Here is a 23,642-nt window from a genome sequence, read left to right as displayed (position 1 = left end):
TTACCCTCTGCTTGCATACAGGTCTTCCAGTGATTTGGGAAGATGTTTGCCAAGCTTTCTGCTTCCGTTCTCAGTGATCACGAAATTATCTTCGATACGAATACCGCCGAAGTTGCGATACTCTTCCAATTTCTGATAGTTGATGAATTGATCGAGTTTGTTGGTGGCTTTCCACTTATCGATCAGTTCAGGAATGATGTAAATGCCAGGCTCAACTGTGAGCGTAAATCCGGGCTGGAGCGCTTTTCCGAGGCGAAGCGATTTCCATCCGAATACCATATTCTTTTTCAGGTCATCGGTGTAGCCAACATATTCTTCACCGAGATCTTCCATATCGTGCACATCGATTCCGATCATATGTCCGAGACCGCACTGGAAGAACATGGTGTGTGCATCGTTCGCTACTGCTTCTGTTGGATCGCCTTTCATGAGTCCTGCACCTACCAGTCCTTTCACCAGCTCTACGCATGCCTGTCTGTGCACTTCCCTGAATTCAATACCAGGTCTGAGCAGACTGATAGCATGATTCAGTGAGTTGAGAACAGTCTGATAAAGCTCTTCCTGTGTGCTGGTGAATTTCTTTCCTACCGGAACAGTACGTGTAAGATCGCCCGCGTAGTAATGACTGGTTTCGGCACCTGCATCGCAGAGGATCATTTGCCCTTCTTTGATGGTATTGCCGTAATAGTGATTGTGCAGCACCTGTCCATCAACTGAAAGAATGGTATTGTAAGAAGTTCTTCCCCAGTTGGAGAGTGTTACCGCTTCCAGCAATCCTTTCAGTTCATATTCCTTCATGCCTGCTTTTGCATTTTTGATCACAGCCATGTGCATGTCGCCGCTGATATCGCAGGCTCTGTCCATTTCTTCCAGCTCAATTGCTTCTTTGATTTCGCGCTGGCGGATAATTGCCTTGATGAAAGGAAGAGAAACATACTGCGCAATGCCATCGAGTGATGTATTCAGCCATGCGGACAATTTGATCTTATTCTCCGGACGATAAGGAGGAAGAATATGGATCTGCTGTCCTTTCTCCAGCGCCTGTTTCAGCAAGCTTTGCAGCTGTGGGATGCTGCCATTCTTCTGCACACCTACTGCACCGGCCAGCTCACTGAGTGATGGCTGAGGACCAGTCCAGATAATGTCGTCGATGCTGAGCTCAGTTCCGAAAATGGTTTCTGTGCCATTGTCGAGATCGATCACCGCAGCCAGTCCTGCTACATCCAATCCAAAATAATAAAGAAAATTACTATCCTGTCTGAAGGGATAAGTGTTGTCTTTATAGTTCATGCTGCTTTCTTCATTACCCATGAAGAGGAGCAATCCCTTTTGCATGTTTGCGCTCAACTGTTTTCTGCGTGCTGTATAAACTTCTTTACCGAAAATATTTACGTGCATAACAATCGTGATTGTGCTGCAATTTACAGAACCATTTCTTACAGCAAAACAAAAAGGATGGCTGGTATAGTCACCGGTTAATCTATACTTAGTAAAAGATAAAATACGGAAAGCCGAAATCCTGCTTACTTGAAACTGTACGACACACCGGCCACGAAATTCACCGGTGGCTGCGGATTTACTGACCAATATCCTGAATAATAAGACTTATCGAAGATATTGTTCACATTGAATGAAATCCGAACATTTGAAATGCTGTAAGATACACCTGCATTTACGAGTGCATATGAAGGCAGTTCAAATACGCCGGTTGCACTGTTGTCGATCACTTTGTATACGCTGGCGTAGTTTCCTCCGGCACCAACAGAGAGATTCTTCAGCGCCCCTTTGGTGAATTTGTAATTGGCCCAGATATTGGCCAGGTTCTGGGGTCCCTGACCGCCAGGTGCACGGCCCGGCTCTGAATAGAAATCATTCTTATCGCCGTCGACTGTTTTGATCTTATTGAAGCTGTAACCACCGATAATGCTCAATCCGGCTACCGGATAAGCAGTGGCTTCCAGCTCAAAACCCTGGCTCCTTACTTTACCTTTCTGTGTATAATCGAATGGATTGCCCATCATACCTATCACGCGATCGCTTACAGTGATATTGTATGCAGACAGCGTAACCTGCAATTTGTTGGAGAGCAGATTGGATTTGAATCCGAACTCAAACTGGTTAGCCTGTTCGGGACGGAAAGATTTTACACGGGGATTTTTCTGATCAGCATCTTTCACAGTGCGTGGCTCAACATTAACGAACGCATTCATGTAGTTGGCAAATACAGAGAATTTTTCTGGAACAGCCTGATAGATCAATCCAAACTTGGGGCTGAAGGCTGTCTGATCGTAATCATCCTCCTTTTTGCTCTTCTCTCCTTTTGAATCGAAATAATCAACACGCAGACTTACCATCGCAGACAATCGGGGCAGAATGTCCACAACATCTGAAACATAAGCACTGTAAGAACTGTTGGAAACATTGCCATTTGCAGGCGCACCATTGAGCTGCGTGAGTATTTGATAGATCGCTTTTTTATCCAGCGGTACAACTGGCTCCGCTTCCCCTGTTTCAGGATCTTCATACGTTACTTCTCCCTGTGGTGTTACGTTTCTCAGCCTGGCCGATCCGATCCCACGGTTGCGAACATTGCGATGGAAATAATCCAGACCGATCAGCACGCGGTTGCGCATCTTTCCAATAGTGAACTCGCCATTGAAGTTCTGTTGTACATCAATTGAACGGCGGGTGTAATCCTGTCCATCAAATGATTGACCGAATTTATTTCCAACATTGCCCCAGATATAAGTATAGATGCCTTTGGCGCGGGATTGACTGTGAGAAAAAACCGTTTGTGAAGTCCAGCCACGGCCCAGTTTATAGAGCGCCTGCGCCTGTACATTGTATCTCGGATTTCTCATGGTAAGATCATCAGAAGTAAAAGAAAGATCGGTATTAAGATTCAATTCTTTTATGTTCTTAAACACGAGTGGTGTAGTACGGTCCGAATGAAAGAATACCGGAGGCACTGCTCTGTTCTCTTCAAGGATCTCAGCCATTACCTGCAACGAAAGACGATCATTCACATCATATGAAAGCGAAGGAGCGATGTAGAAAGATTTTTTGAAGCCTGCATCCTGCCAGTTCTTTTCGGAGTGGAATGCAGAAGTGATGCGGAAAGCTACTTTTTTGGAGAAGGGAAGATTTACATCGGCAGTAACACGATGCAGACCAAAGCTTCCTACTTTATAACCCACTTCAGCTCCGAAAGTATGGTAAGGCTTTTTGGTAACGGTATTGATAACGCCGCCATATCCGTAGAAGGTTCCGCCGAAAAGCGTGCTGGATGGGCCTTTGATCACATTGATCTCTTCCACATTCACTGGATCGAGGGTACCGCTGGCCAAACCAGGCAACCCGTTGATGAGATTGGGTTGTGCATCGAAGCCACGCAATGCGAAGTAAGATGCTCCATCGTCAGCTCTTCCGGTAGATCCCCATGTACGCACAATGCCGGCTACGTTTCTTAATGCATCATCGTAATTGGTAATGCCCTGCTGATTCAATGTAGCAGCAGACACCGTGGTATACACCTGAGGGTTTTCGAGGTTCCTCAGTGGCATCTTTGAAACGAATTTATTTTCCTTGTTCAGGTTGCGGGCAGTTACAATCACTTCCTGCAATTGCGAAGCACTTTCTTTAAGGATGCATTCGATCTGAACGGTTTCACCCGCTTTGATCTCTACTTGTTTTTCCTGACTAACCGTGCCGATCGCAGAAAACTTCACTACATAATTGCCGGGCCTGATCTGATCGATGCCAAATACACCGCTCTCATCGGTGGTGGCAGTCCATTTAGTATTTTCAATTTTAACAGTTACGAAAACTGCAGGCTTTCCGTCGCTGGTACTCACTGTTCCTTTCAGAGATCCGTTAGACGACTGAGCAAAGGAGGGTATTGTAAAAAGAAGAAAGATGCTACAGAGAAGAAGCAGCCTTGTCATGGTATAAAAATATTCTTATGATGAATTGGTTTCGGCGGCAAAAATGCTGCGCATCAGTGGTTTACCCTGTCTAGATGCGGAAAAAGCCACTTACCAGATGCGGAAAACTTTCATAACAGGCATCATAAGGAATTCTTAAAAATCAGCAATGGCAGCGGGTTTTACAGGAACAGCTATGTTCGGAGAAAAGAAATAGATACATTCAGCATATAAACCTTTTTCAGTTTAAAACCTTTTCCATGAACTTTTCTACTATAAAAAAGGTAGCTGCATTTATTGCACTGGCCTATATACTTATTCAAACCTGGCAATGGTATGTGTATGAGCAATTCGGAGCGCCTGCCAATACACAGGAAGAAATGATGCAGGGCCATCATATACTGCATGTATCCAGATCGTGGCTGATGCTGATTGCCATCTTTGCCATGATGATACTGAACATTGCCATTTGTTATGTTGCATCCAACATCAGCCGTTTTTGGGCATGGGTAGCATTCGTTGGATACTTCGCTTTCTTTATGCTGGAAATAGCCCTCAGATCCGTGGAACTTTTTTATGTGCAGCTGCAATTGCCTGCAGAAGCGCTGAAGGCCGATGCCACTGCGTTGCAGGGGATCACAGAAAAGTTCAGCACATTCTACAGCATTCAGCACGCGATGTATTTTCCCCTGATATTCTCCACCACTATCGCCTACGTTACACTTTTCTTTCTCTTCCCTTCAAAGCCGAAAGTTTTCATGATCATCAAAATTGTAATGGGTCTCAATGTGCTTCGTTCGTTATGGAGAATAGGAGCAGATTTCCTCGGCATTAAATGGCTGCAGGGCTCTTTATACAATGATCTGTATCTGCCATTGGTGGTTTTGTTATATGGATTAACCGCCTGGTGGCTGTTCAGACTGAAAGAAAACGACCTTGCAAAAATTGTCCATCAAACTGCTTGATCCCTCCATTTTCCACCTGTGCGTTGCTTGTGATCTTTGCTCTACAATAAAACACCAAAAACATGAGCAACGTAAAACACACAACAACACAGGTAAATGGAACCGACATATTTTATCGCGAGGCAGGAAAAAAAGGCAACCCCGTTTTGGTTTTGTTACATGGATATCCCACATCTTCCCATATGTACCGCAATCTGTTGCGTGATCTCGGAAACGAGTACCACCTGATTGCACCCGACTATCCTGGGTTTGGAAGAAGTGCACAGCCAGCTATTGCAGACTTCTCTTATACATTCGAAAATTATTCACGCATTATAGAGCAACTGCTCGCACAACTGGGCATCGAAAAATTCAGTCTCTATCTGATGGACTATGGAGCGCCGGTAGGATTCAGAATTGCCAGCCGCAATCCGGAAAAGATCAACTCACTCATTATCCAGAACGGATGTGCGTATGAAGAAGGACTCGAAACTTTCTGGGATCCTATCAAAGCATACTGGAAAGACAAAACAGCAGAGAATGGAAAAGCGCTCGAAGGCTTTCACAGCCCCGACGGACTGAAATGGCAGTACACACACGGCGTACCGGATGCAGCAGCTATTTCGCCCGACAACTGGGAACTCGACCTCAGACACCTGCAAAGACCGGAGAACAACGAGATTCAGCTCGCCCTGTTCTACGACTATCAAACCAATGTTACGCTCTATCCCGAATGGCAGCAATACTTCAGAACGCATCAGCCTAAAACACTGATCGTATTTGGTAAGAATGATTACATCTTCCCTGCGTCAGGAGCAGAAGCCTACAAAAAAGACCTGAAAAATATCGACTTCAATCTCTACGATACCGGCCACTTCGCACTCGAAAGTTTCGGAGCAGAGATCACAGAAAAAATCAGGCAGTTCCTCAAAAAATAATTGTTCTGAAAAAAACACCGCTCCGCGTTGCAGAACGTGGACGGTGTTCACTTCATCCCTTTAAAGCAATCAATATGTTCAAGAACTTGCGTGCAGCGAAACCGGCATTATTTTTACTGCTTACCCTTTTAACTTTTTACACCATGAACGCACAATCGACCAACCCCAACCCTGTACTGCACAAGACCCAGCAGGTAGACAGCGTACAGCTCTTCTATCGCGAAGCCGGAGATCCATCCAAACCCACATTGCTATTACTGCATGGCTTTCCTTCTTCCTCCTTCATGTTCCGGAATCTTATTCCGTTGCTGAAAAACCACTATCATGTGATAGCGCCGGATTATCCCGGTTTTGGTTTTTCCGATGCGCCATCACCTGAAAAATTTGAATACACCTATGAAAACTTTTCAGTGTTGCTGGAGAAATTTCTGGCCATCAAAAAAATTGAAAAATTCCACCTCTACATATTTGACTACGGTGCACCCGTAGGCATGCGGCTGATACAACGCAGGCCTGAGATGCTGCTCTCACTCATCAGTCAGAACGGGAATATTTACATGGACGGAATCGGGGAGCTGCTGAAAAAATCCGGTCAGCAGGCAGCATCGGACAAAGAAGAAGACAAGAAAGAAGTATACAAATTGTTTGAACTGCCCTTCATGAAATGGAAGTACACCAACGGCGTTTCAGACCCATCAAAGATTTCACCGGATGGCTATAATCTCGATGCGCTGCTGATGGCAAGGCCCGGCAACAAAGAGATCCAGTACCTGCTTCGCAGGAACTACAAAACCAATCTGGCAGAATATCCGAAATGGCAGGAAACCCTGCGCAGGCTGCAACCACGGGTGTTAGTGATCTGGGGAGCCAACGATGAAGTGTTCATCAAAGAAGGAGCGGAAGCATTCAAACGCGATTTCAAAAATCTTGAATTCCACCTATACCCTACCGGTCACTTCGTACTCGAAGAGTATTATGAAGATGCAGCGTCCCGGATCCTTTCATTTTTAGCAAACACAAAAAGTTAAGGCGATGATCGATTACAGAGTAGACATTTTAGCTTTTGGTGCACATCCCGATGATGTAGAGTGCGCAGCCGGGGGAACCCTCGCTGCTGAGACGAGGCAGGGTTACCAAACGGCCATCGTGGATCTCACCAGAGGAGAACTTGGAAGCTTTGGATCACCGGAGATAAGGAACGCAGAGGCACTGAAAGCTCAGGAGCTTCTGCATGTTTCCTTCCGGGAAAACCTCGGATTGCCCGATGGATTTATTGCCAACAACAAAGAGAACCAGCTGGCTGTTATCCGGATGATCAGAAAGTATCGCCCAACGATAGTGCTGGCAAACGCGCTGCACGACCGGCACCCCGATCACAAACAGGCGGCAGAACTCGTTAGCAGTGCAGCTTATCTGGCAGGCCTCCGGAAAATTGAAACAGTTTACGAAAACGTAACACAGCAACCACACAGGCCAACAGCAGTGTATCATTATATTCAGGATCTGCTGACAGAACCCGACATAGTGATGGACATCTCAGCAGCCTTCGATAAAAAAATGCAGGCAATACAGGCATACGGATCGCAATTCCTGCATAATAATGATGCTGCATATAACGGATCAAAAGCATTGTTGAAACAAATAGAAGCAACGAACAGTATCTTTGGGAGGGCAATCGATGTGCAATATGCCGAAGGGTTCACAGTTAACAGATACATCGGAACAAACAATCTTCTGCAATTGCTGTAAACAACCAAAACATGAGTAGCAATTCAGCTTATACACTGATCAATCAACAGAACGGCCACCTGGCTTTCAAAGTTTTCAAAGTGGAGAATAACAGCCACTTCGATCATATTCAGCGAAACAATTATTTCAACCTGATACTGATCACCAAAGGAACAGGGAAAGTAAAATCTGATTTCTCCGAAAACAATTTCGGTTCGGGCACTCTGCTTTCTTTCTATCCGTATCAGCCTTTCATGATCTCTTCGGAACAAATGGAAGGATGGGTGATTCAGTTTCACCACGACTTCTTCTGTATCCACCGGCATCATAAAGAGATTGGCTGCCATACCATTCTTTTCAACAATGTTTATCAGCCACCTGTGGTGATACTCAACGAAAGCAGTCAGGCCACCATACTGATGCTGATAGATCAGATGATCATGGAAATGAAGAATGGAGGGAAAGACCATGATGAAGTAATTGCTTCGTATCTGAAAATAATGCTCATCAATGCTACGCGGCTTAAACTGCAGCAACATCCGGAAGTGGAAGTGGCTGAGGCCGACAAGAAACAACTCGTAGTGTTGCAGGACCTCAAATCCGCCATAGAAGCCAATTACAGAACAAAACATACCGCCGGCGAATACGCAGCACTGCTCAATATTACCCCCAATGCGCTGGCAAGGATCGTAAAGAACCGTTTCAACAAAACACTCTCCGATCTAATCTCCGAACGCATCATCATCGAAGCAAAAAGAGAATTATATCTCACCAATAAACCTGTAAAAGAAATTGCATGGGAGCTCGGTTATGAAGACGAATACTATTTCAGTCGCTTCTTCAAAACCCATACAGATGCATCCCCTCAATTGTATAGAGAAACTGTAGGCTTCAACAGAGCTGAAGCCTAACCCAACAATCAATCACAATCAAAAGATTTATATGATAAAACCACCGTTTACAGCAGAGACCGCGGCACAGAAAGTTCAGCTCGCAGAAGATGCCTGGAATACGAAGAATCCTGAAAAAGTTTCACTGGCTTACACCATCGATTCTGAATGGCGCAACAGAAATGAATTCGTGAATGGACGCGAAGAAATCAAGGCATTTCTTACACGCAAGTGGGAAAAAGAAAAGAACTACAAATTGAAGAAAGAATTATGGGCCTTCACTGAAAACCGCATTGCCGTTCGTTTTGAGTATGAGTGGCAGGATGCAACCGGACAATGGTTCCGCAGTTACGGAAACGAAAACTGGGAATTCAACGAAGAAGGTTTGATGAAGAAGAGATTCGCAAGCATCAATGATCTTGCAATACAGGAGTCGGACAGAAGATTGCTGTAACAACTAAGTTTCCGATCTATACTTAGCACAGGTCATCATTGTAGCATACAATAATGACCTGTTTTCTTTTTCCTCACTGCACTGCACTCAGCGCAAAGATCTTTTCCAGTTGCTTTTTGTTCACCCTGTCGGGCACCGCTTTCAGCAATAAATTCCTGAGGCTTATCCCAATGCCGGATTCGAGATGGGCCAGGTTTCCGATTTTCCAACTGGCATTAACAATGTAACGGGCTTTCTCCATTCGCAATTCCGGATACCTGTTGAAGGTATCTCCAATTGAATGTTTTTGCAGAAGCTGTGCAATTACATAGGCATCTTCGATAGCCTGACAAGCGCCCTGCCCAAGATTGGGCGTAGTTGCATGCGCTGCATCACCTATCAGACATGCGTTCTGCATACTCCATCTGCTTATTGGTTTCAGATCCGAAATAGTATTTACGATCAGGTTTTCCTTCGAAGTTGATCTTACTATTTGCGAAGCCAGCGGATGAAAGTCGTGAAGTAAAGGCAGAATGTCCGTATCACTTTCTGCATATTTGTTATTGATGAGGAAGTACCAGTAAACAGTACGTTCGTCTATTCTGAGAAAGCCGAAACGTTTGCCTTTTCCCCATGCTTCGTTAACTGCATGATGATGCTCCTGAGGCAACTGAAATTGCGTTACGCCTCTCCAGCAGAGCTGGCCGGCATTGCGAAGTTCATCTTCCTTAAACAACTCCTTTCTTACTTTAGAGTTGATGCCATCCGCACCAACGATATATTCATGAACATGAGTACTCCCATCGATGAAGGTCAACTGAAAATTTTTATTGTCGCGGGTAATCTGTTTCAGTCTTTTGTTCAGGACGATATGTTCTTCACCTACAGCTTCTGTTAGAATATGATGCAGACGCGCTCTATGAATAGCAACGTTGCTGAGATGATATTTCTTTTCAAAATATTCCAGACTGCCCGAAGACAAGGGTTGAAGTCCGGGTTTGGTGATATTCATTACCGAAATTCTGTTGCCGCCGGCAGCAATCTTTTCGGCCAATCCGAAATAACGAAAAACCTGCATCGCATTATTGGCGATGATGATGCCAGCCCCAACCGGCTTGAGTTCCGGGGCACTCTCATAAATTTTGAATGGGATGCCGGCCTGCTTAAATGCCAGCGCCGTGGTTAATCCACCAATGCCGGCTCCGATGATTGCAACTTCCATACTTAAATATTATGCTGCAAAGCTCCTGTGGACCGCCGGCAAAAACGTTCACTTAAGTTAATTATTCAGTTAGTCGTTTTCTGATGCGGCTGAGAGACTGGGAAGTGATGCCGAGGTAACTGGAGATGAATTTCTGCGGAATCTTTTGGATGATCTCCGGAGACTTGTTCAGCAGGTTTAAATATCGTTCTTCGGGAGAATAGAATAACAGGTCTTCGATTCTTCGTTTGGCTTCGAGGAAACAGATATCGGAGATTTTCTTGCTGAAGAGAAACCAGAACTGATCTGTTTGCATCAGTTGCTCCAGCTCGGTTTTCCCGAACCAGATAACTTCAGACTCAAGGGTGGTTTTGATGATGAAGTTGCTTTTCTTTCCGGTGAGGTAACTTTCATAATCACCAAAGAAATCGCCATTTACCTGAAGGAGAAAACTGATCTCTTCCCCCAGCGAATTGATGCAATAGGTTCGTAGTGATCCTTCGATGATGTACCCCAGTCGATTGCAGGTAGTGCCGCTTTCCAGCAGCAATTGGTTTTTGGAATATTTTTCGATTGAGGACACTGCCAGCAGCTCTTCGAGCCTTCTGGTTTCCAGGCCGAGTTTAACGGCCAGATCCTGTTTCATCCGCTTATCGTTTGATGTAGGCACACACTAAAGTAATGCCTATTTTCCAGTTGCCCTGAAGCCAGAAGAAAAATTCCCCAGGTTGGGGATGAACAGTTGGAATCAGTTTTGTGTTGCACAACCGGATTTCACCATAAAAGTTACCATTATGAAACCATACAGTTCAGATCGCAGAAATTTTATCCTCAACGTTGGCAAAGCTGCCCTTTCTACATCGCTGGCCATTCCGGCGTTCAGTGCGCTTGCATCTTCACCCCGCATTGCAGGCAATGCACAGGGAGACGACGAAATCAATTACCAGCAGCAGCCGCTGCAATACGGATACAATGCTATCGAGCCCGCCATCGATGCCATGACGATGGAGATCCATTACACCAAACATGCGGCCACCTATGCAAAGAATCTTGCAGAAGCGGTGAAAGCCGAAAACGTAAACACTTCCGGAACATCGGTAGCACAGTTATTGGCCGGCATTTCAAAATACAGCGCCAAGATGAGAAACAATGCAGGCGGGCATTACAACCATGAGCTTTTCTGGAAAAGCCTGCGCAGTCCCAAAGAGGGCAATGCTCCATCAGGAAAACTTGCCGAACAAATAATCAAAGACTTCAATTCGTTTGAGGCGTTCAAAACACAATTCGCAGAAGCCGCCAAAAGCAGGTTTGGCAGTGGATGGGCCTGGCTGGTTCAGACCAACGACAAGAAACTGGTGATCAGCTCAACACCCAATCAGGATAATCCACTGATGGATCTCGCAGATCTGAAAGGGTTTCCCGTGCTTGGCCTCGATGTTTGGGAGCATGCCTATTATCTCAAGTATCAGAACAAACGACCAGATTATATCACAGCCTGGTGGAATGCAGTGAACTGGGATTTTGTTCAGCAACGCTTCGGGAAGCGCTGAGCGCTCCCATGGCCCGTGATTTGAAGTCAGTTCCGGAAAAACTTTATGTACATCATTCTTGGAGCTACCGGTCATATCGGATCGGCACTTGTAAAACAATTGGTTGAAGACGGCGTCTCAGTAACAGGAGTAACGAGTCAAACCAAAAATCAGCACAAAATTGAAGAAGCAGGAGCCAAAGCAGCTGTAGCCAATGTGCATGATGCAGAACAACTGGCCGACGTATTTCAACAAGGGCGACGTTTGTATCTGCTCAATCCACCCGCCCCTATCGGCACCGATACACATAAGGAAGAAGAAACAACTGTCGATTCAATTGTACAGGCCATCAGCAAGGCCTCATTTGAAAAAATTGTTGCAGAATCTACTTACGGGGCGCAGCCAGGAAAAATGCTCGGAGATCTCGATGTGCTTTACAATATGGAACAGAAAGTAAAAGCCATCAATGCCAACACTTCTGTTATACGAGGCGCATATTACTTCAGTAACTGGGATGGTATGCTGAATGCAGCTATAGAAAAGGGAGAGATCTATTCTTTGTATCCTGAGAATTTCACCTTACCCATGGTAGCTCCTGCTGATATTGCACAACTGGCAGCAAAACTGTTGCAGGCACCGGAACAGGATAATCCATTGGTCTATATTGAAGGGCCACGCAGATACTCTCCCTCAGATGTAGCTGCTGCATTTGAAAATGCCTTGCAAAAAGAAGTGAAGGTGAAGGTGATTGAAGAAAGCAATTGGATGAACTTTCTGATGGAGACAGGTTTTTCGGAAGCCGCAGCACAATCCATGGCAAACATGACGAGGGCAACATTGTTAAGCAAACAGGAACCGACTCAATATGAAAAGGGAGTCACCACACTTGAAAAGTATATCAGGGAATTGATTCTGAATGAATAAACAACCGGTGTAATCAAAGGTGCGGGTTCACCCAAAACAACTACCTTTGAATTATATAACATTCTATCGTGGCAATAGCATCACCAAAAACAAGCACCGACACAGGCATTCATACGGAAAGCCTGATGGAGTTATATCAGCGCTGGGGAGTTGAAGTGCCGGCTGATTATCTGTTGAGCGGCGGTACAATCGGACATTTCAATGTGAGAGAAACTGTAGGCGCAACCCGCAAAACACCATTCAACAGACGGGATTATTTCAAGATCTGTTTAACAACCAATATCGGAAAGAACAGTGGCACGCTTTTCTACAACGACGAAGAAATAGACCTGAATCAGCCATGTCTTCTTTTCGGCCATCCTTCCATACCACTTTCAGTTGAGATCTCGGCAGCGCCTGTCAGCAGATTTCAATGTTTCTTCAACAGCCGTTTTATTGAGGGATTGATCCCTCCCGATGTTCAGTTCGGGAGTGCGATGTTCAATCCGGATCTACATCCTGTAGTGAAACTCACCATTGAAGAAAGAGACAGGATACGCCTGTATTTCAAAGAAATGCAGACGTTGAAGGAATCGGATTATCCTTACAGATGGGATATGATCCGGAACATACTGCAGGTGGTGATTCATGAGGGCATAAGGCTTCAGCAAAAGCAATTCGTACCTACTTCCATTGCAAGAGACAGGCTGGTATCTGGTTTTCTTACGCTGCTCAATCAGCAGTTTCCTGTGGACTCATCGGAGAACGACCTGAAGTTGCTGACACCTGCTCATTTTGCCGATCTGCTGCATGTGCATGTGAACCATCTCAACGCAATGGTTAAGAAACAGACCGGCAAAACAACACGCAGCATCATTCAGGAGCGGGTATTTGCCGAAGCGAAGGCATTACTGAGAAACACCAACTGGAATATTGCAGAAATAGCTTATTCACTGGGCTTTGAATATCCGTCTCATTTCAATAAATACTTCAAGCAACTGGCCAGCATGGCTCCGATGGAATTCAGGGCATGCGAAAACGCCCGTCATCGCATCCTTTGAATTGTATAAACATCCATTTGAATGGTATTAGCATGGAGAACAAAGCACCTGCTAATTTTATGGTCTAAAATTTACAGACCATGCGAAGAATAAATGGATCAGGAAAAGGATGGAATACGGTCTTTGCATTTGCGTTGATTCCACTTTCCGGATTTGCAATGGATATTTACATTCCCTCACTGCCGGATATGGCGCTGCAATTGCAGACTACACCAGCTGCCATTCAACTTACACTCACTTTATTCATAGTTAGCTATGGCATTGCTCAGCTGCTTGTAGGCGGACTGATAGACAGTTTTGGAAGATACTGGCCGAATCTTATTTCGATATTCCTGTTCAGTATCGCCAGCTTTATTATTGCCACCACTTCCAGTTTGGAAATGATCTATGCCATGAGGATACTGCAGGGCATTACGGTGGCAGTGATTGCCATCAGCAAACGCGCCTTTTTCATAGATATGTTTGCAGGAGAAGAGCTGAAAAAATATACGAGCATGTTCTCCCTCATCTGGTCGATTGCTCCCATTGTTGCCCCTTTTCTGGGGGGCTTTTTTCAGATCAAATGGGGCTGGACATCCAACTTTATGTTCCTTACTTATTTTGGATTTGCATTCTTCATTATCGAACTGCTGATTGGCGGAGAATCGATCAAAGAAAAGCAGTCATTCAAAGCAAAGGCCATTCTCGGCAGTTACGCACAAATGCTGAAGGCAAAAGATTTCACATCAGGCATCATACTGCTTGGGCTGGGATATGCGATGCTGCTGGTTTACGGCATGAGTGGTCCGTTTTTGATTGAGGGTCGTTTGCATCTTACACCTGAAGTAACCGGGTATATTTCATTGCTGTCTGGAATTGCATTATTTGTCGGAAGTTCGGTATCGAGAATACTGATCAAAAAACCTTTTGTGAAAAAGCTGACGGTTGCTACGCTGCTTCAGCTTGCATTGGCAATACTGATCACTTTTGTTACATTAAAGGTGCAGAGTTTGTACACGCTGATGCTCTATGTAGTATTGATACATGGCCTTGCCGGATTTGTATTCAACAACTTTATGTCTTATTGCATGACGCGCTTTCCGCAATATGCCGGAAAGGCAAGTGGATTGGTTGGCGGAGGATTTGCAATAGTAACATCCATACTAAGCTCTACATTGGCGAATACAATCCATATCAGCTCGCAGGCATTGCTGGGGTTGAGTTACAGCATTCTAACAGTGATAGTGCTGGTGCTGATCGTAAAAACAAAATGGATTACAGGCGAGCCACCGAAAGCTAGCAGTGAAGAAGTTGTGAAAGAACAGGCATCAGAAAAATCGTTCACTACAGCCGCAATTGCAGAAGCATAAAAGCATTGCTGCAATTGCCTTGCAACACAGCATCACTTTGCAGCGGTGATCACATATTTGAATGTGTAGGTCGGCAACACAAAAGTACCAAGACCTGCAGGCACAGCTCCTCCGCCCGGAACAGCAGACCAGAAATAATGCAATCGCAGAAGTCCTTTTTTGTATTCATATACAAAATTGTAATTCTGGTAGAAACCCGGTATAACATATGGCAGAGGCGCCCAACCATCATTATTGGGTTTGAAAAAAACCTGAACTGATCCTTTATCAACAATATCCTGCGTAATCAGATCGGTATTAATATCCAGAAACCTTGTATTGTAGTAGAGAGTGGAGCCGGTACTTATAGTCAACGTCCAGGTTGAACTCCACTTCCATTCAGCATTGGCAGGAGTAACAGTTGCTGAACGAACATTTGCATTACCATCAGCACCGGGAGGACCTTCTTTTTTGCAGGAGACAGAGAGGAGAGCAAATGCAGTGAGTACTGCAATACAGTCATTCAATTTATGGCGGATAAGGTTAAGAACTGGCATACAGAATAGTTTAATGGTATTGAGAAAGGTTGCAAAAGATTTCTGACCGGAGAAGGAATGTGGATTACTCCAATGTAATGCCGGAGTGAGATTTGCTTATCTTTCTGTAATCCTGCGGGTTACAACATTTCCTGTTTTGCCTCATTGCATCTATGAAACACTGCGCAGTTATCGTTGGTAAGGAAGAGGAGATTCAGCTTTCAATATTCAGATTGCAGCAATATTGATGAGTTACTGAACTGCCTTGTAACGCAATCGTATGGCGCGTTACAAGGCAGTAAAACAGATTGCTCTACCAGTCTCTTGTTCCGATAAGTTCTTCCATATCTGCATCGAAGCCATATGATCTGGCAATAAAATCAAAATCCATTCCGATACAATCTCTGGCTGCAGTTTCAATTTCACTGTCATTTTCATCGAACTCCTCTTGCAGCTCATTGAATTTATCCGTAGCTGCATGTGATAGTTCATACAACGCATCCAGATCCTTCGGCTGCTGCTGTTCAATCTGAGCGCATAATTCTATTAAGATGGCCTTGCCTTTGTCTACGAGAAAATCAGGGAAATAAGGATCTGCATACATCTCTTCCAGAAAAGAATAAGATCTGATCTGGTTGTTTTTAAGCTCTTCCTGTTTGATGTTCATTTGATTGAAATAAAGACTGCTGAGGTAATAAAAAAAGCGTCTATGAAATTCATAGACGCTTTTCTCTTTAGTGGAGGATATCGGAGTCGAACCGACGACCTCTTGCATGCCATGCAAGCGCTCTAGCCAGCTGAGCTAATCCCCCTTTTGATTCAGGAGTGCAAATATACCAGCCTGCTACATCTGATCCAAATAAATATTCCCTCCTATTTCTTTATCAGTTCTACATTGATATGCAGCTTTACTTCATCACTTACCACTAATCCTCCGGTCTCTGTTACTGCGCTCCAGGTGAGTCCGAAATCCTGACGATTGATCTTTCCGGAGAGCTCGAAACCCGCTACGGTATTGCCATACATATTCTTCTGAACACCTCCGAACTCAACATCGAGCACAATTGGTTTTGTGGTTCCTTTAATGGTAAGATTTCCTTTCAGCACATACTCATCACCACTCTTCTTTTCCATGGAGGACGATACGAAACTCAGCAAAGGGTATTTCGCCGCATCGAAAAATTCCGGTGATTTCAGATGCCCGTCGCGGCCCTCATTGTTTGTATCTACGCTGTTCACATCTGCACTGAACTGAATCGATGCATCGGTGAAATCGTCTTTCTCCGATTCTACTGTTCCTTCAAATGTTTTGAATTTTCCGGTTACTGTAGAGATCACCAGATGTTTTACTTTGAAGCTCACCTGAGAGTGGGCGCCATCTATAGTCCATGTTGCCATACAATCGATTTTAGATTTCGAATTTAGTGTTTAAACTCCATCTATAAGACAAGTGACAAAAAAAGCTCTGACCCTAAGGGACCAGAGCTATTGGAATATGTTTGATGAAGTGAGCGGATGCAACGACTAGTCGCCCCAGATCTCAGCTTCTCCTTTCAACCATTGTTTTACCAGATCGGTGGTTACCGACTTCGGCCTTTCGATAGGCAGCGCCAGCGCTCTGTCCCAGATAAGGCTGCTCATTACACCCAGTGCGCGGCTGATGCCGAACAATACAGTGTAGAATTCGTACTCAACCAATCCGTAATGAACCAGCAGGGCACCGCTGTGTGCATCTACATTCGGCCATGGATTTTTGATCTTGCCGAGTGATTGCAGAATCGGAGGAACTGCATCGTACACGTTCCAAACTGTTTGCACTAAAGGATCTTCGGGCAGGTGTTTCTTTCCGAATTCCATTTGTGCGGTGAAACGTGGATCGGTCTTGCGCAATACGGCATGGCCATATCCCGGTACAACTTTTCCTTCGCTGAGCGTTTTCTTCACATACTCTTCGATCTGTGTTTTAGAAGGAGTTTCTGTGTTCAGCGCTTCGCGCATTTCGAAGATCCATTTCACCACTTCCTGATTGGCCAGACCGTGGAGAGGACCAGCGAGACCGTTCATACCTGCAGCAAAGCTCAGGTAAGGATCGCTCAGCGCAGAACCCACGAGGTGAGTGGCGTGAGCAGATACGTTACCACCTTCATGATCTGCGTGGATGGTCATGTACAGACGCATCAGTTCTTTGAAACTTTCGTTCTCGAAACCGAGCATATGCGCCAGGTTACCTGCCCAGTCGAGCAAGCCATTCGGTTGGATATGCTGATTGTTCCTATACTTTCTTCTGTAAATGTATGCGGCGATACGTGGAAGGCGTGCAATGAGATCCATTGCATCGTCGAAGATAGGCTCCCAGTAATCTTTTTTGTTGATGCCTTCTGAATAGCGTTTTGCGAAATTGCTTTCAGTCTGCAGGGCCATGATGCCAGACACGAACATCGTCATGGGGTGGGCAGTGATCGGCAGTGCATCGATAGCAGCAAACACGTGATTGGGAACGTGCGAACGGCGCTGCCATACAGATGAAATATGATGTACATCATCTTCAGTGGGCAGTTCTCCGATCAGCATCAGATAGAACAATCCTTCGGGTAAAGGTTCGCTGCCGCCTTTTGCTTTCGGCAGTTTTTGCTGCAGCTCCGGAATTGAATAACCACGAAAACGGATCCCTTCCTGCGCATCGAGCAATGATGTTTCGCTCACCAGCCCTGTTATACCGCGCATTCCCTGATAAACCTGAGACAACTGAACCTCTCCGATCGTTTTATTTCCATGCTCTTTCAGCAACTCCTTAATCTCAACGGCTGATTCATCTGCCTTTGCCTTGAACCTTTCCTTAAGAATACCCATGATGTAGTAAAATTATATAAACAAGCAATAATAAATATGTGTAGAATCGATGGCTAAAGTTATAACAATACCACCCAATAGAACAAAAATTGTTGCACCAGGTTAAGCTGCAGCACAATATTAATACCGATTTAATAACCCTGCAAGCCCCATCCGGGTTTACTTGGGCGCTTTTTTATGGAGATACAGTGCAATGATGGAGAAGATAATATTGGGCATCCATGCGGCGATCATCGGCGGCAGGTTCCCCTTGGTAGAAAAGGTGAGTGAGAACTTATCCATCACTACAAAAATGGCTGCGAGAATGATCCCTACTGCCAGGTTCAGTCCGCTTCCGCCACGGGTTTTGCGCGATGCCACCGAAAATCCGATCAGGGTGAGAATAAGAACCGAGAATGGTGTAGCATCTCTGCGGTATCGCTCCACTTTAAAATCGTTCAACCCTTCGGTACCTCTGGAGCTTTCCGTTTCTATGTATGCCTTCAACTGAGAGGTGGTCAACCGGTCTTTCAGGTATTTGTCGGGCCTGATGGCCGTATGTTTGATGTTCATTTTCAGCGGCAGTGTATCCGTGATCCTGATGGTTTCTTTGATGCCATCGAGTGTACGTTCCACTGCTTTGTAGGCGATCCAGGTATTCTTTATGGTATCCCAGCGAACCTGGTCTGCACGCAGGTTGTACACCAGTTGTGTGCCCTGAAGCCGGTCCATGAAAAACCCACGTTCCGTTTGGTAGCTGATAGGATTATATTCTCTGAAACCTGCGAATGTATTGGAGTCGACCTTGAGATAATAGTTGGGGCTTCTTTTCATCTCCTCTCCCCTTTCGTAATTGCTGTGCGCGTCGATATAAGTGCTCTGGAAATCGCCGCGGATAGCGGCTGCTTTGGGAATCCAGAATTGTGCAGCCACCCAGAAGAGTCCACCCATGATAATCGCACCTCCCATAAACGGCGCCAGTACACGGTTGTAGCGGATGCCGCTTGCAAGCATGGCCACTATCTCTGAGCGCGCAGCCATTTTGCTGGAGAAGAAAATCACCGCGATGAACACCATCAGCGGATAGATCATGGAGATGATGAACGGAACAAACCCGATATAATAATTGGTAACGATCTGCCAGGAGCTCAGACCGCTTTTTACAAAATCATCCGTTTTCTCGGAGGCATCGATCACTACAGCAATTACGCTAAAGATCAATACCATGAAAATGGTGGTGGTGAGATATTTCCGGATAATGTACCAGTCGAGTATTTTCATACGATGCCTTATGGGTCGGCGGCCCGGCAAAAGTAACTGAAAAACTGTGATCCTCAGAGCCCCGACTCCTAAAACTATATCAATTTATTGCGCCAAACGAAGTTCTTTAGAGGCGTTGTTTCAAAATCTCCACCTGCTGATTCTTCCAGCTGATGAAATCGCCCGCCAGAATATGTTTTCTGGCTTCTCCAACCAACCAGAGGTAAAATGCCAGATTGTGTACACTGGCAATGGTGAGGCCGAGAATTTCCTTGGCCTTCATCAGGTGGCGGAGATAAGCCTTGCTGTAGTAGTTGCTCACATCGCTGTCGATACCGTCGTCGAGCGGAGAGTAATCGTGCTCCCATTTCTTGTTGTCGATATTGATCACTCCTTTTGAAGTGAAGAGCATGGCATTGCGGCCATTTCGGGTAGGCATTACGCAATCGAACATATCCACGCCGAGGGCGATGCATTCGAGGATGTTCCAGGGAGTACCCACTCCCATTAAGTAGCGGGGCTTGTCTGATGGAAGATTTTCGCAGCATAGCTGCGTGAAATCGTACATCATATTATCGGGCTCGCCTACGCTGAGTCCTCCAATGGCGTTGCCTACAGCATTTTTGCTGGCTATGAATTCGCAGCTGGCCTTGCGCAGATCTTCATACGTGCTTCCCTGAACTATCGGGAACAGGTTCTGCGTATAGCCGTACTTGTCAGGTGTATTGTTGAATCGTTCGAAGCATCTGTCGAGCCAGCGATGGGTGAGATGCATCGATTTTTCTGCATACTTGTATTCGCTGGGATATGGAGGACATTCGTCGAATGCCATAATGATATCGCCCCCGATGGTACGCTGAATATCCATTACATTCTCCGGCGTGAACAAATGTTTCGATCCATCGATATGGCTTTGGAACACTACACCTTCTTCTGTGATCTTGCGGCTGGAAGCGAGTGAGAATACCTGATAACCGCCACTGTCGGTGAGTATCGGTCTGTCCCAACCGTTGAATTTATGGAGACCTCCTGCCTTTTCCAGTGTATCTAATCCCGGCCGCAGATAGAGATGATAGGTATTTCCCAAAATGATCTGGGCTTTCACATCATTCTTCAGCTGTTGCTGACTCACTGCTTTCACACTGCCCACGGTACCAACGGGCATAAAGATGGGGGTAAGAATCTCACCATGATCGGTTGTAACCTTGCCTGCCCTTGCTGCAGAATGCCCGTCTGTAGCCTGTAACTGAAATTGTAATGCTGCCATAAGTAATGATAAATCGGGCTGCAAGATACGAATAAGCGATAGTTTGCATGCAATGGAGAAGTGGCTATGGTGAATCGCATCAGAAATCACACATTTGAAAAATCTTTATTTTTCAACAGTTATTGACGCATATGTGTATTGCAATCAGCTTATAGCGTCTTATTTTCGCGCATTATTTTCCTTTGCTATTGGACCCTAAATTGCAACCTTCATGGAATATTTCTTGAAGAGCATAGACTGGTGGATGATACTTTTCTGTGCCTTTTGCTTCGTTGCTTTAGTTCAAATATTGTACTACCTGTTGCTTTTCCGCAGAGTGGCCTACTATCAGCCTCCTGCCCGTGAGAAGACACAGACACATCCCGTGAGCATTATTATCTGCGCACGTGATGAAGCCAACGCACTTACCCGCAATCTTCCCGGAGTGCTGGTTCAGACCTACACTTCAACACATGAAGTGATAGTGGTGAATCATAACAGCCAGGACGAAACGAGGTTTCTGCTGGAAGAGTTCAGAAAAACTTTCAAGAGCCTCCACATCGTGAATCTTTCACAGGAAGCCAAAGGCATTCCGGGTAAAAAATATCCTCTCTCCATCGGTATCAAGGAAGCGAAGCATGAAGTTATCCTGCTCACTGATGCAGATTGCGTGCCAGCTTCTGAATTCTGGGTACAAAAAATGCAGGAAGCTTATGGCGAAGGCATCGAGATCATTCTCGGTTATGGCGCTTACAACAAACGTCCGGGTTTACTGAATAAACTGATCCGCTTCGAGACCTTTCATTCCGCCCTCCAGTATTTTTCTTTTGCACTGGCAGGTATGCCGTATATGGGAGTAGGCCGTAACCTGAGTTACAAAAAAGGATTGTTCTTTGCCAACAAAGGATTTTCCGCACTCAATCATGTACCCGGCGGCGACGATGATCTCTTCATCAATAAGGTAGCTACCAAACATAATACAGCCATTGTGCTCGATCACGAAGCGCATACGCTGAGCGAACCCAAGAAAACATTCGGCAACTGGCTTCGCCAGAAGAACCGTCATTTTACGACAGCGAAATTTTACAAGCCCGCACATAAGTTCTTACTGGGATTGTATTCATTCTCTCATTTTCTGTTCTATCCTCTGCTGGTGGTGAGCGCTATCATGTTCAGCTGGCAGATCAGCCTGGGTATCTATGCACTGCGTTGCATCATCCAGGCAATCATCTGGTACAAAGCCATGGTTAAGCTCAACGAAAAAGATCTCTTTGCCTGGTGGTGGCTGATGGATATCTGGATGTTCATTTATTATTGCATCTTTGCTCCTGCATTATGGAAGAAGCCGAAAAAAAACTGGGCCTGATCACAAAATACTTTGGTGATTTCTCGCCTGCACAGCTGCAGCAATTCGCTGCATTGGAAGGATTGTACAACGAATGGAACAGCCAGATCAATGTGATCTCCCGCAAAGACATGGAGAGTCTCTATGAGAAGCACGTGCTCCATTCGCTCAGCATAGCTGCTGCATTTGAATTTCAGCCGGGTCAACAGATTGTGGATCTCGGCACTGGTGGCGGATTTCCCGGCATTCCGCTGGCGATCTTCTTCCCTGAAGTGAAGTTTCATCTGGTAGACAGTATCGGAAAGAAAATAAAAGTGGTGGAAGCCGTAGCAGAAGGGCTTGGTCTCAAAAACGTAACAGCGCAGCATACCCGCGTTGAAGACATAAAGAACCGCAAGTTCGATTTTGTAGTTTCAAGAGCTGTTGCACCATTGAAAGACCTCTGGCATTGGAGTAAACCATTGCTGAAGAAAAATCCTCCGGGCGAGGGCATTAAACCCGGACTCATCTGCCTCAAGGGAGGCGACCTCACCGCAGAAATCGCTGAAAGTGGTTGTAAACCACGCATAATGGAAGTGAAGGAACTCTTCAACGAGGAATATTTCAAAGAAAAATACCTGCTCTACGTGCGCCAGTAGTACCCGCAAATGCACCTCCTGCTCTTCGAAAAACTACCACAAAGTGGTATTCAGGTTGTATTTAAAAACTTGAAATTTGCTTCATGGACATTACAATATGTATCGTAGACGATAATAAGGATATCCGATCCGCCCTTGAACAGATCATTCTGATGTCTGAAGGGTATCGTTTGATCGGAAGTGTGGGCTCCGCAGCTGAAGCCATGGAAGCGATACCAAGGCTTATGCCCGATATTGTGCTGATGGATATTAACCTGGGTGAGGGAGAAAATGGCATAGATTGTGTACGACAGCTGAAGTCTGAATACAAAGACATACTCTTTATGATGTGTACCGTGTATGAAGACGATGAGAAGATATTTGAAGCATTGAGCGCAGGTGCAAGTGGTTATATATTGAAAAAGACAGCGCCGCATAAATTGCTGGAAGCTATCCGCGAATTGCAGGAAGGCGGAGCTCCGATGAGCAGCCAGATCGCAAGAAAAGTAGTGGCAGCATTTCTGCAAAAACCGGCAGCAGCTCCCGAAACACCGGAAGCATCTACACTCAGTGTACTCTCCAACAGAGAAAAAGAAATTCTTGAACTGCTGGCAAAAGGCATGTTATACAAAGAGATTGCTGCAAGCCTTTTCATCAGTCAGGAAACAGTTAGGAAACACGTGTATCACATCTATGAGAAACTGCACGTGAACAACAGAGTGGAGGCCATCAACAAATTCTTCGGCCGATAAACTACCATAAAGTGGTATTGTTACGCGACTCTCATCCGTATACCTTTGTTAACTACACAAACTCGTCACACACTATTTAAGATACTGACCGGTATTGCCGGCTCATCGTTTTTATCTGTGCAAGGAACCTCAACAACAGATCATTAACCTTACCTTATCTTTAACCGGGAGGTTGTATC

At 45.3% G+C, this 23,642-nt stretch carries 23 protein-coding genes and 1 tRNA gene; 13 read left to right on the top strand and 11 right to left on the bottom strand.

Translation table 11 applies throughout. The features are described 5' to 3' along the window. The gene (locus tag HHL16_RS07475; protein WP_169424501.1) at window positions 1-1,398 is read right to left on the bottom strand and encodes an aminopeptidase P family protein; all 1,398 of its coding nucleotides are present in this window, start codon (window positions 1,396-1,398) and stop codon (window positions 1-3) included. Window positions 1,399-1,523: 125 nt separating this feature from the next. Then, window positions 1,524-3,944, bottom strand: coding sequence for a TonB-dependent receptor (locus HHL16_RS07470; protein WP_169424500.1), 2,421 nt, complete (start codon window positions 3,942-3,944; stop codon window positions 1,524-1,526). A 239-nt stretch (window positions 3,945-4,183) separates the two neighbouring features. On the opposite strand from HHL16_RS07470, the gene HHL16_RS07465 reads away from it, so the two are divergent. The 6 genes from HHL16_RS07465 to HHL16_RS07440 all read left to right on the top strand — a co-directional run bounded on the left by HHL16_RS07465 (window position 4,184) and on the right by HHL16_RS07440 (window position 8,877). After that, window positions 4,184-4,888: a hypothetical protein gene (locus tag HHL16_RS07465; protein ID WP_169424499.1), complete on the top strand. Its 705-nt coding sequence runs from the start codon at window positions 4,184-4,186 to the stop codon at window positions 4,886-4,888. Between the two features lie 62 nt (window positions 4,889-4,950). Next, a complete protein-coding gene (locus tag HHL16_RS07460; RefSeq protein WP_169424498.1) occupies window positions 4,951-5,805 on the top strand; it encodes an alpha/beta hydrolase in 855 nt (284 codons plus the stop codon). Between the two features lie 143 nt (window positions 5,806-5,948). Beyond that, window positions 5,949-6,833: an alpha/beta hydrolase gene (locus HHL16_RS07455; RefSeq protein ID WP_169424497.1), complete on the top strand. Its 885-nt coding sequence runs from the start codon at window positions 5,949-5,951 to the stop codon at window positions 6,831-6,833. Between the two features lie 4 nt (window positions 6,834-6,837). Continuing rightward, window positions 6,838-7,554, top strand: coding sequence for a bacillithiol biosynthesis deacetylase BshB1 (bshB1, locus tag HHL16_RS07450; RefSeq protein ID WP_169424496.1), 717 nt, complete (start codon window positions 6,838-6,840; stop codon window positions 7,552-7,554). Window positions 7,555-7,565: 11 nt separating this feature from the next. Continuing rightward, on the top strand, window positions 7,566-8,444 hold the full coding sequence (locus tag HHL16_RS07445) for an AraC family transcriptional regulator (protein WP_169424495.1): 879 nt from the start codon (window positions 7,566-7,568) through the stop codon (window positions 8,442-8,444). A 31-nt stretch (window positions 8,445-8,475) separates the two neighbouring features. Then, window positions 8,476-8,877, top strand: coding sequence for a nuclear transport factor 2 family protein (locus HHL16_RS07440; RefSeq protein WP_169424494.1), 402 nt, complete (start codon window positions 8,476-8,478; stop codon window positions 8,875-8,877). 73 nt (window positions 8,878-8,950) lie between these two features. Here the strand turns inward: HHL16_RS07440 and HHL16_RS07435 are convergent, their stop codons facing one another. Together HHL16_RS07435 and HHL16_RS07430 are read right to left on the bottom strand one after the other, a co-directional pair. Then, window positions 8,951-10,078 carry an FAD-dependent monooxygenase gene (locus HHL16_RS07435; protein WP_169424493.1) on the bottom strand — a complete coding sequence of 376 codons (1,128 nt, stop codon included), beginning with the start codon at window positions 10,076-10,078 and terminating at the stop codon, window positions 8,951-8,953. Between the two features lie 61 nt (window positions 10,079-10,139). Beyond that, window positions 10,140-10,703, bottom strand: a complete 564-nt coding sequence (locus HHL16_RS07430) for a Crp/Fnr family transcriptional regulator (protein ID WP_169424492.1) — start codon at window positions 10,701-10,703, stop codon at window positions 10,140-10,142. A gap of 148 nt (window positions 10,704-10,851) precedes the next feature. Between HHL16_RS07430 and HHL16_RS07425 the strand changes: the two genes are divergently transcribed. The 4 genes from HHL16_RS07425 to HHL16_RS07410 all read left to right on the top strand — a co-directional run bounded on the left by HHL16_RS07425 (window position 10,852) and on the right by HHL16_RS07410 (window position 14,899). Continuing rightward, window positions 10,852-11,607: a superoxide dismutase gene (locus HHL16_RS07425; protein ID WP_169424491.1), complete on the top strand. Its 756-nt coding sequence runs from the start codon at window positions 10,852-10,854 to the stop codon at window positions 11,605-11,607. A gap of 45 nt (window positions 11,608-11,652) precedes the next feature. Then, entirely contained in the window at window positions 11,653-12,510 is an 858-nt protein-coding gene (locus HHL16_RS07420) for an NAD(P)H-binding protein (protein ID WP_169424490.1), read from the top strand. A 68-nt stretch (window positions 12,511-12,578) separates the two neighbouring features. Further along, complete coding sequence (locus HHL16_RS25305; protein WP_169424489.1) at window positions 12,579-13,550, top strand: response regulator transcription factor; 972 nt, start codon at window positions 12,579-12,581, stop codon at window positions 13,548-13,550. Between the two features lie 80 nt (window positions 13,551-13,630). Continuing rightward, window positions 13,631-14,899 (top strand): MFS transporter, encoded by a 1,269-nt coding sequence (locus HHL16_RS07410; protein WP_169424488.1) that lies wholly within the window; start codon window positions 13,631-13,633, stop codon window positions 14,897-14,899. A gap of 32 nt (window positions 14,900-14,931) precedes the next feature. Here the strand turns inward: HHL16_RS07410 and HHL16_RS07405 are convergent, their stop codons facing one another. From HHL16_RS07405 to tgt, 7 genes are all read right to left on the bottom strand, one after another. Then, the gene (locus tag HHL16_RS07405) at window positions 14,932-15,435 is read right to left on the bottom strand and encodes a hypothetical protein (RefSeq protein ID WP_169424487.1); all 504 of its coding nucleotides are present in this window, start codon (window positions 15,433-15,435) and stop codon (window positions 14,932-14,934) included. Between the two features lie 292 nt (window positions 15,436-15,727). After that, window positions 15,728-16,081, bottom strand: a complete 354-nt coding sequence (locus HHL16_RS07400; RefSeq protein WP_169424486.1) for a DUF5713 family protein — start codon at window positions 16,079-16,081, stop codon at window positions 15,728-15,730. 71 nt (window positions 16,082-16,152) lie between these two features. Beyond that, window positions 16,153-16,226: transfer RNA gene (locus HHL16_RS07395), tRNA-Ala, on the bottom strand. A gap of 61 nt (window positions 16,227-16,287) precedes the next feature. Beyond that, on the bottom strand, window positions 16,288-16,812 hold the full coding sequence (locus tag HHL16_RS07390; RefSeq protein WP_169424485.1) for a YceI family protein: 525 nt from the start codon (window positions 16,810-16,812) through the stop codon (window positions 16,288-16,290). A 126-nt stretch (window positions 16,813-16,938) separates the two neighbouring features. Continuing rightward, complete coding sequence (locus HHL16_RS07385; protein ID WP_169424484.1) at window positions 16,939-18,264, bottom strand: citrate (Si)-synthase, eukaryotic; 1,326 nt, start codon at window positions 18,262-18,264, stop codon at window positions 16,939-16,941. Window positions 18,265-18,423: 159 nt separating this feature from the next. Next, on the bottom strand, window positions 18,424-19,524 hold the full coding sequence (locus HHL16_RS07380; protein WP_169424483.1) for an LptF/LptG family permease: 1,101 nt from the start codon (window positions 19,522-19,524) through the stop codon (window positions 18,424-18,426). 106 nt (window positions 19,525-19,630) lie between these two features. Further along, window positions 19,631-20,770 (bottom strand): tRNA guanosine(34) transglycosylase Tgt, encoded by a 1,140-nt coding sequence (gene tgt / locus HHL16_RS07375; protein WP_169424482.1) that lies wholly within the window; start codon window positions 20,768-20,770, stop codon window positions 19,631-19,633. Window positions 20,771-20,981: 211 nt separating this feature from the next. Between tgt and HHL16_RS07370 the strand changes: the two genes are divergently transcribed. The 3 genes from HHL16_RS07370 (at window position 20,982) to HHL16_RS07360 (ending at window position 23,463) form a co-directional block, all read left to right on the top strand. Continuing rightward, entirely contained in the window at window positions 20,982-22,115 is a 1,134-nt protein-coding gene (locus HHL16_RS07370; RefSeq protein ID WP_169424481.1) for a glycosyltransferase, read from the top strand. Then, window positions 22,085-22,732 carry a 16S rRNA (guanine(527)-N(7))-methyltransferase RsmG gene (rsmG, locus tag HHL16_RS07365; protein WP_169424480.1) on the top strand — a complete coding sequence of 216 codons (648 nt, stop codon included), beginning with the start codon at window positions 22,085-22,087 and terminating at the stop codon, window positions 22,730-22,732. Before HHL16_RS07370 ends, rsmG begins: the two co-directional genes overlap by 31 nt. Before the next feature lie 83 nt (window positions 22,733-22,815). Next, window positions 22,816-23,463, top strand: a complete 648-nt coding sequence (locus HHL16_RS07360; protein ID WP_169424479.1) for a response regulator transcription factor — start codon at window positions 22,816-22,818, stop codon at window positions 23,461-23,463. Window positions 23,464-23,642: the final 179 nt, after the last annotated feature.

It is taken from the genome of Pseudoflavitalea sp. G-6-1-2 (assembly GCF_012927185.1).
Classification (GTDB): Bacteria; Bacteroidota; Bacteroidia; order Chitinophagales; family Chitinophagaceae; genus Pseudobacter.
Note: the sequence above shows the minus strand (reverse complement) of the source record. Positions and strands in the feature narration are given on the sequence as shown.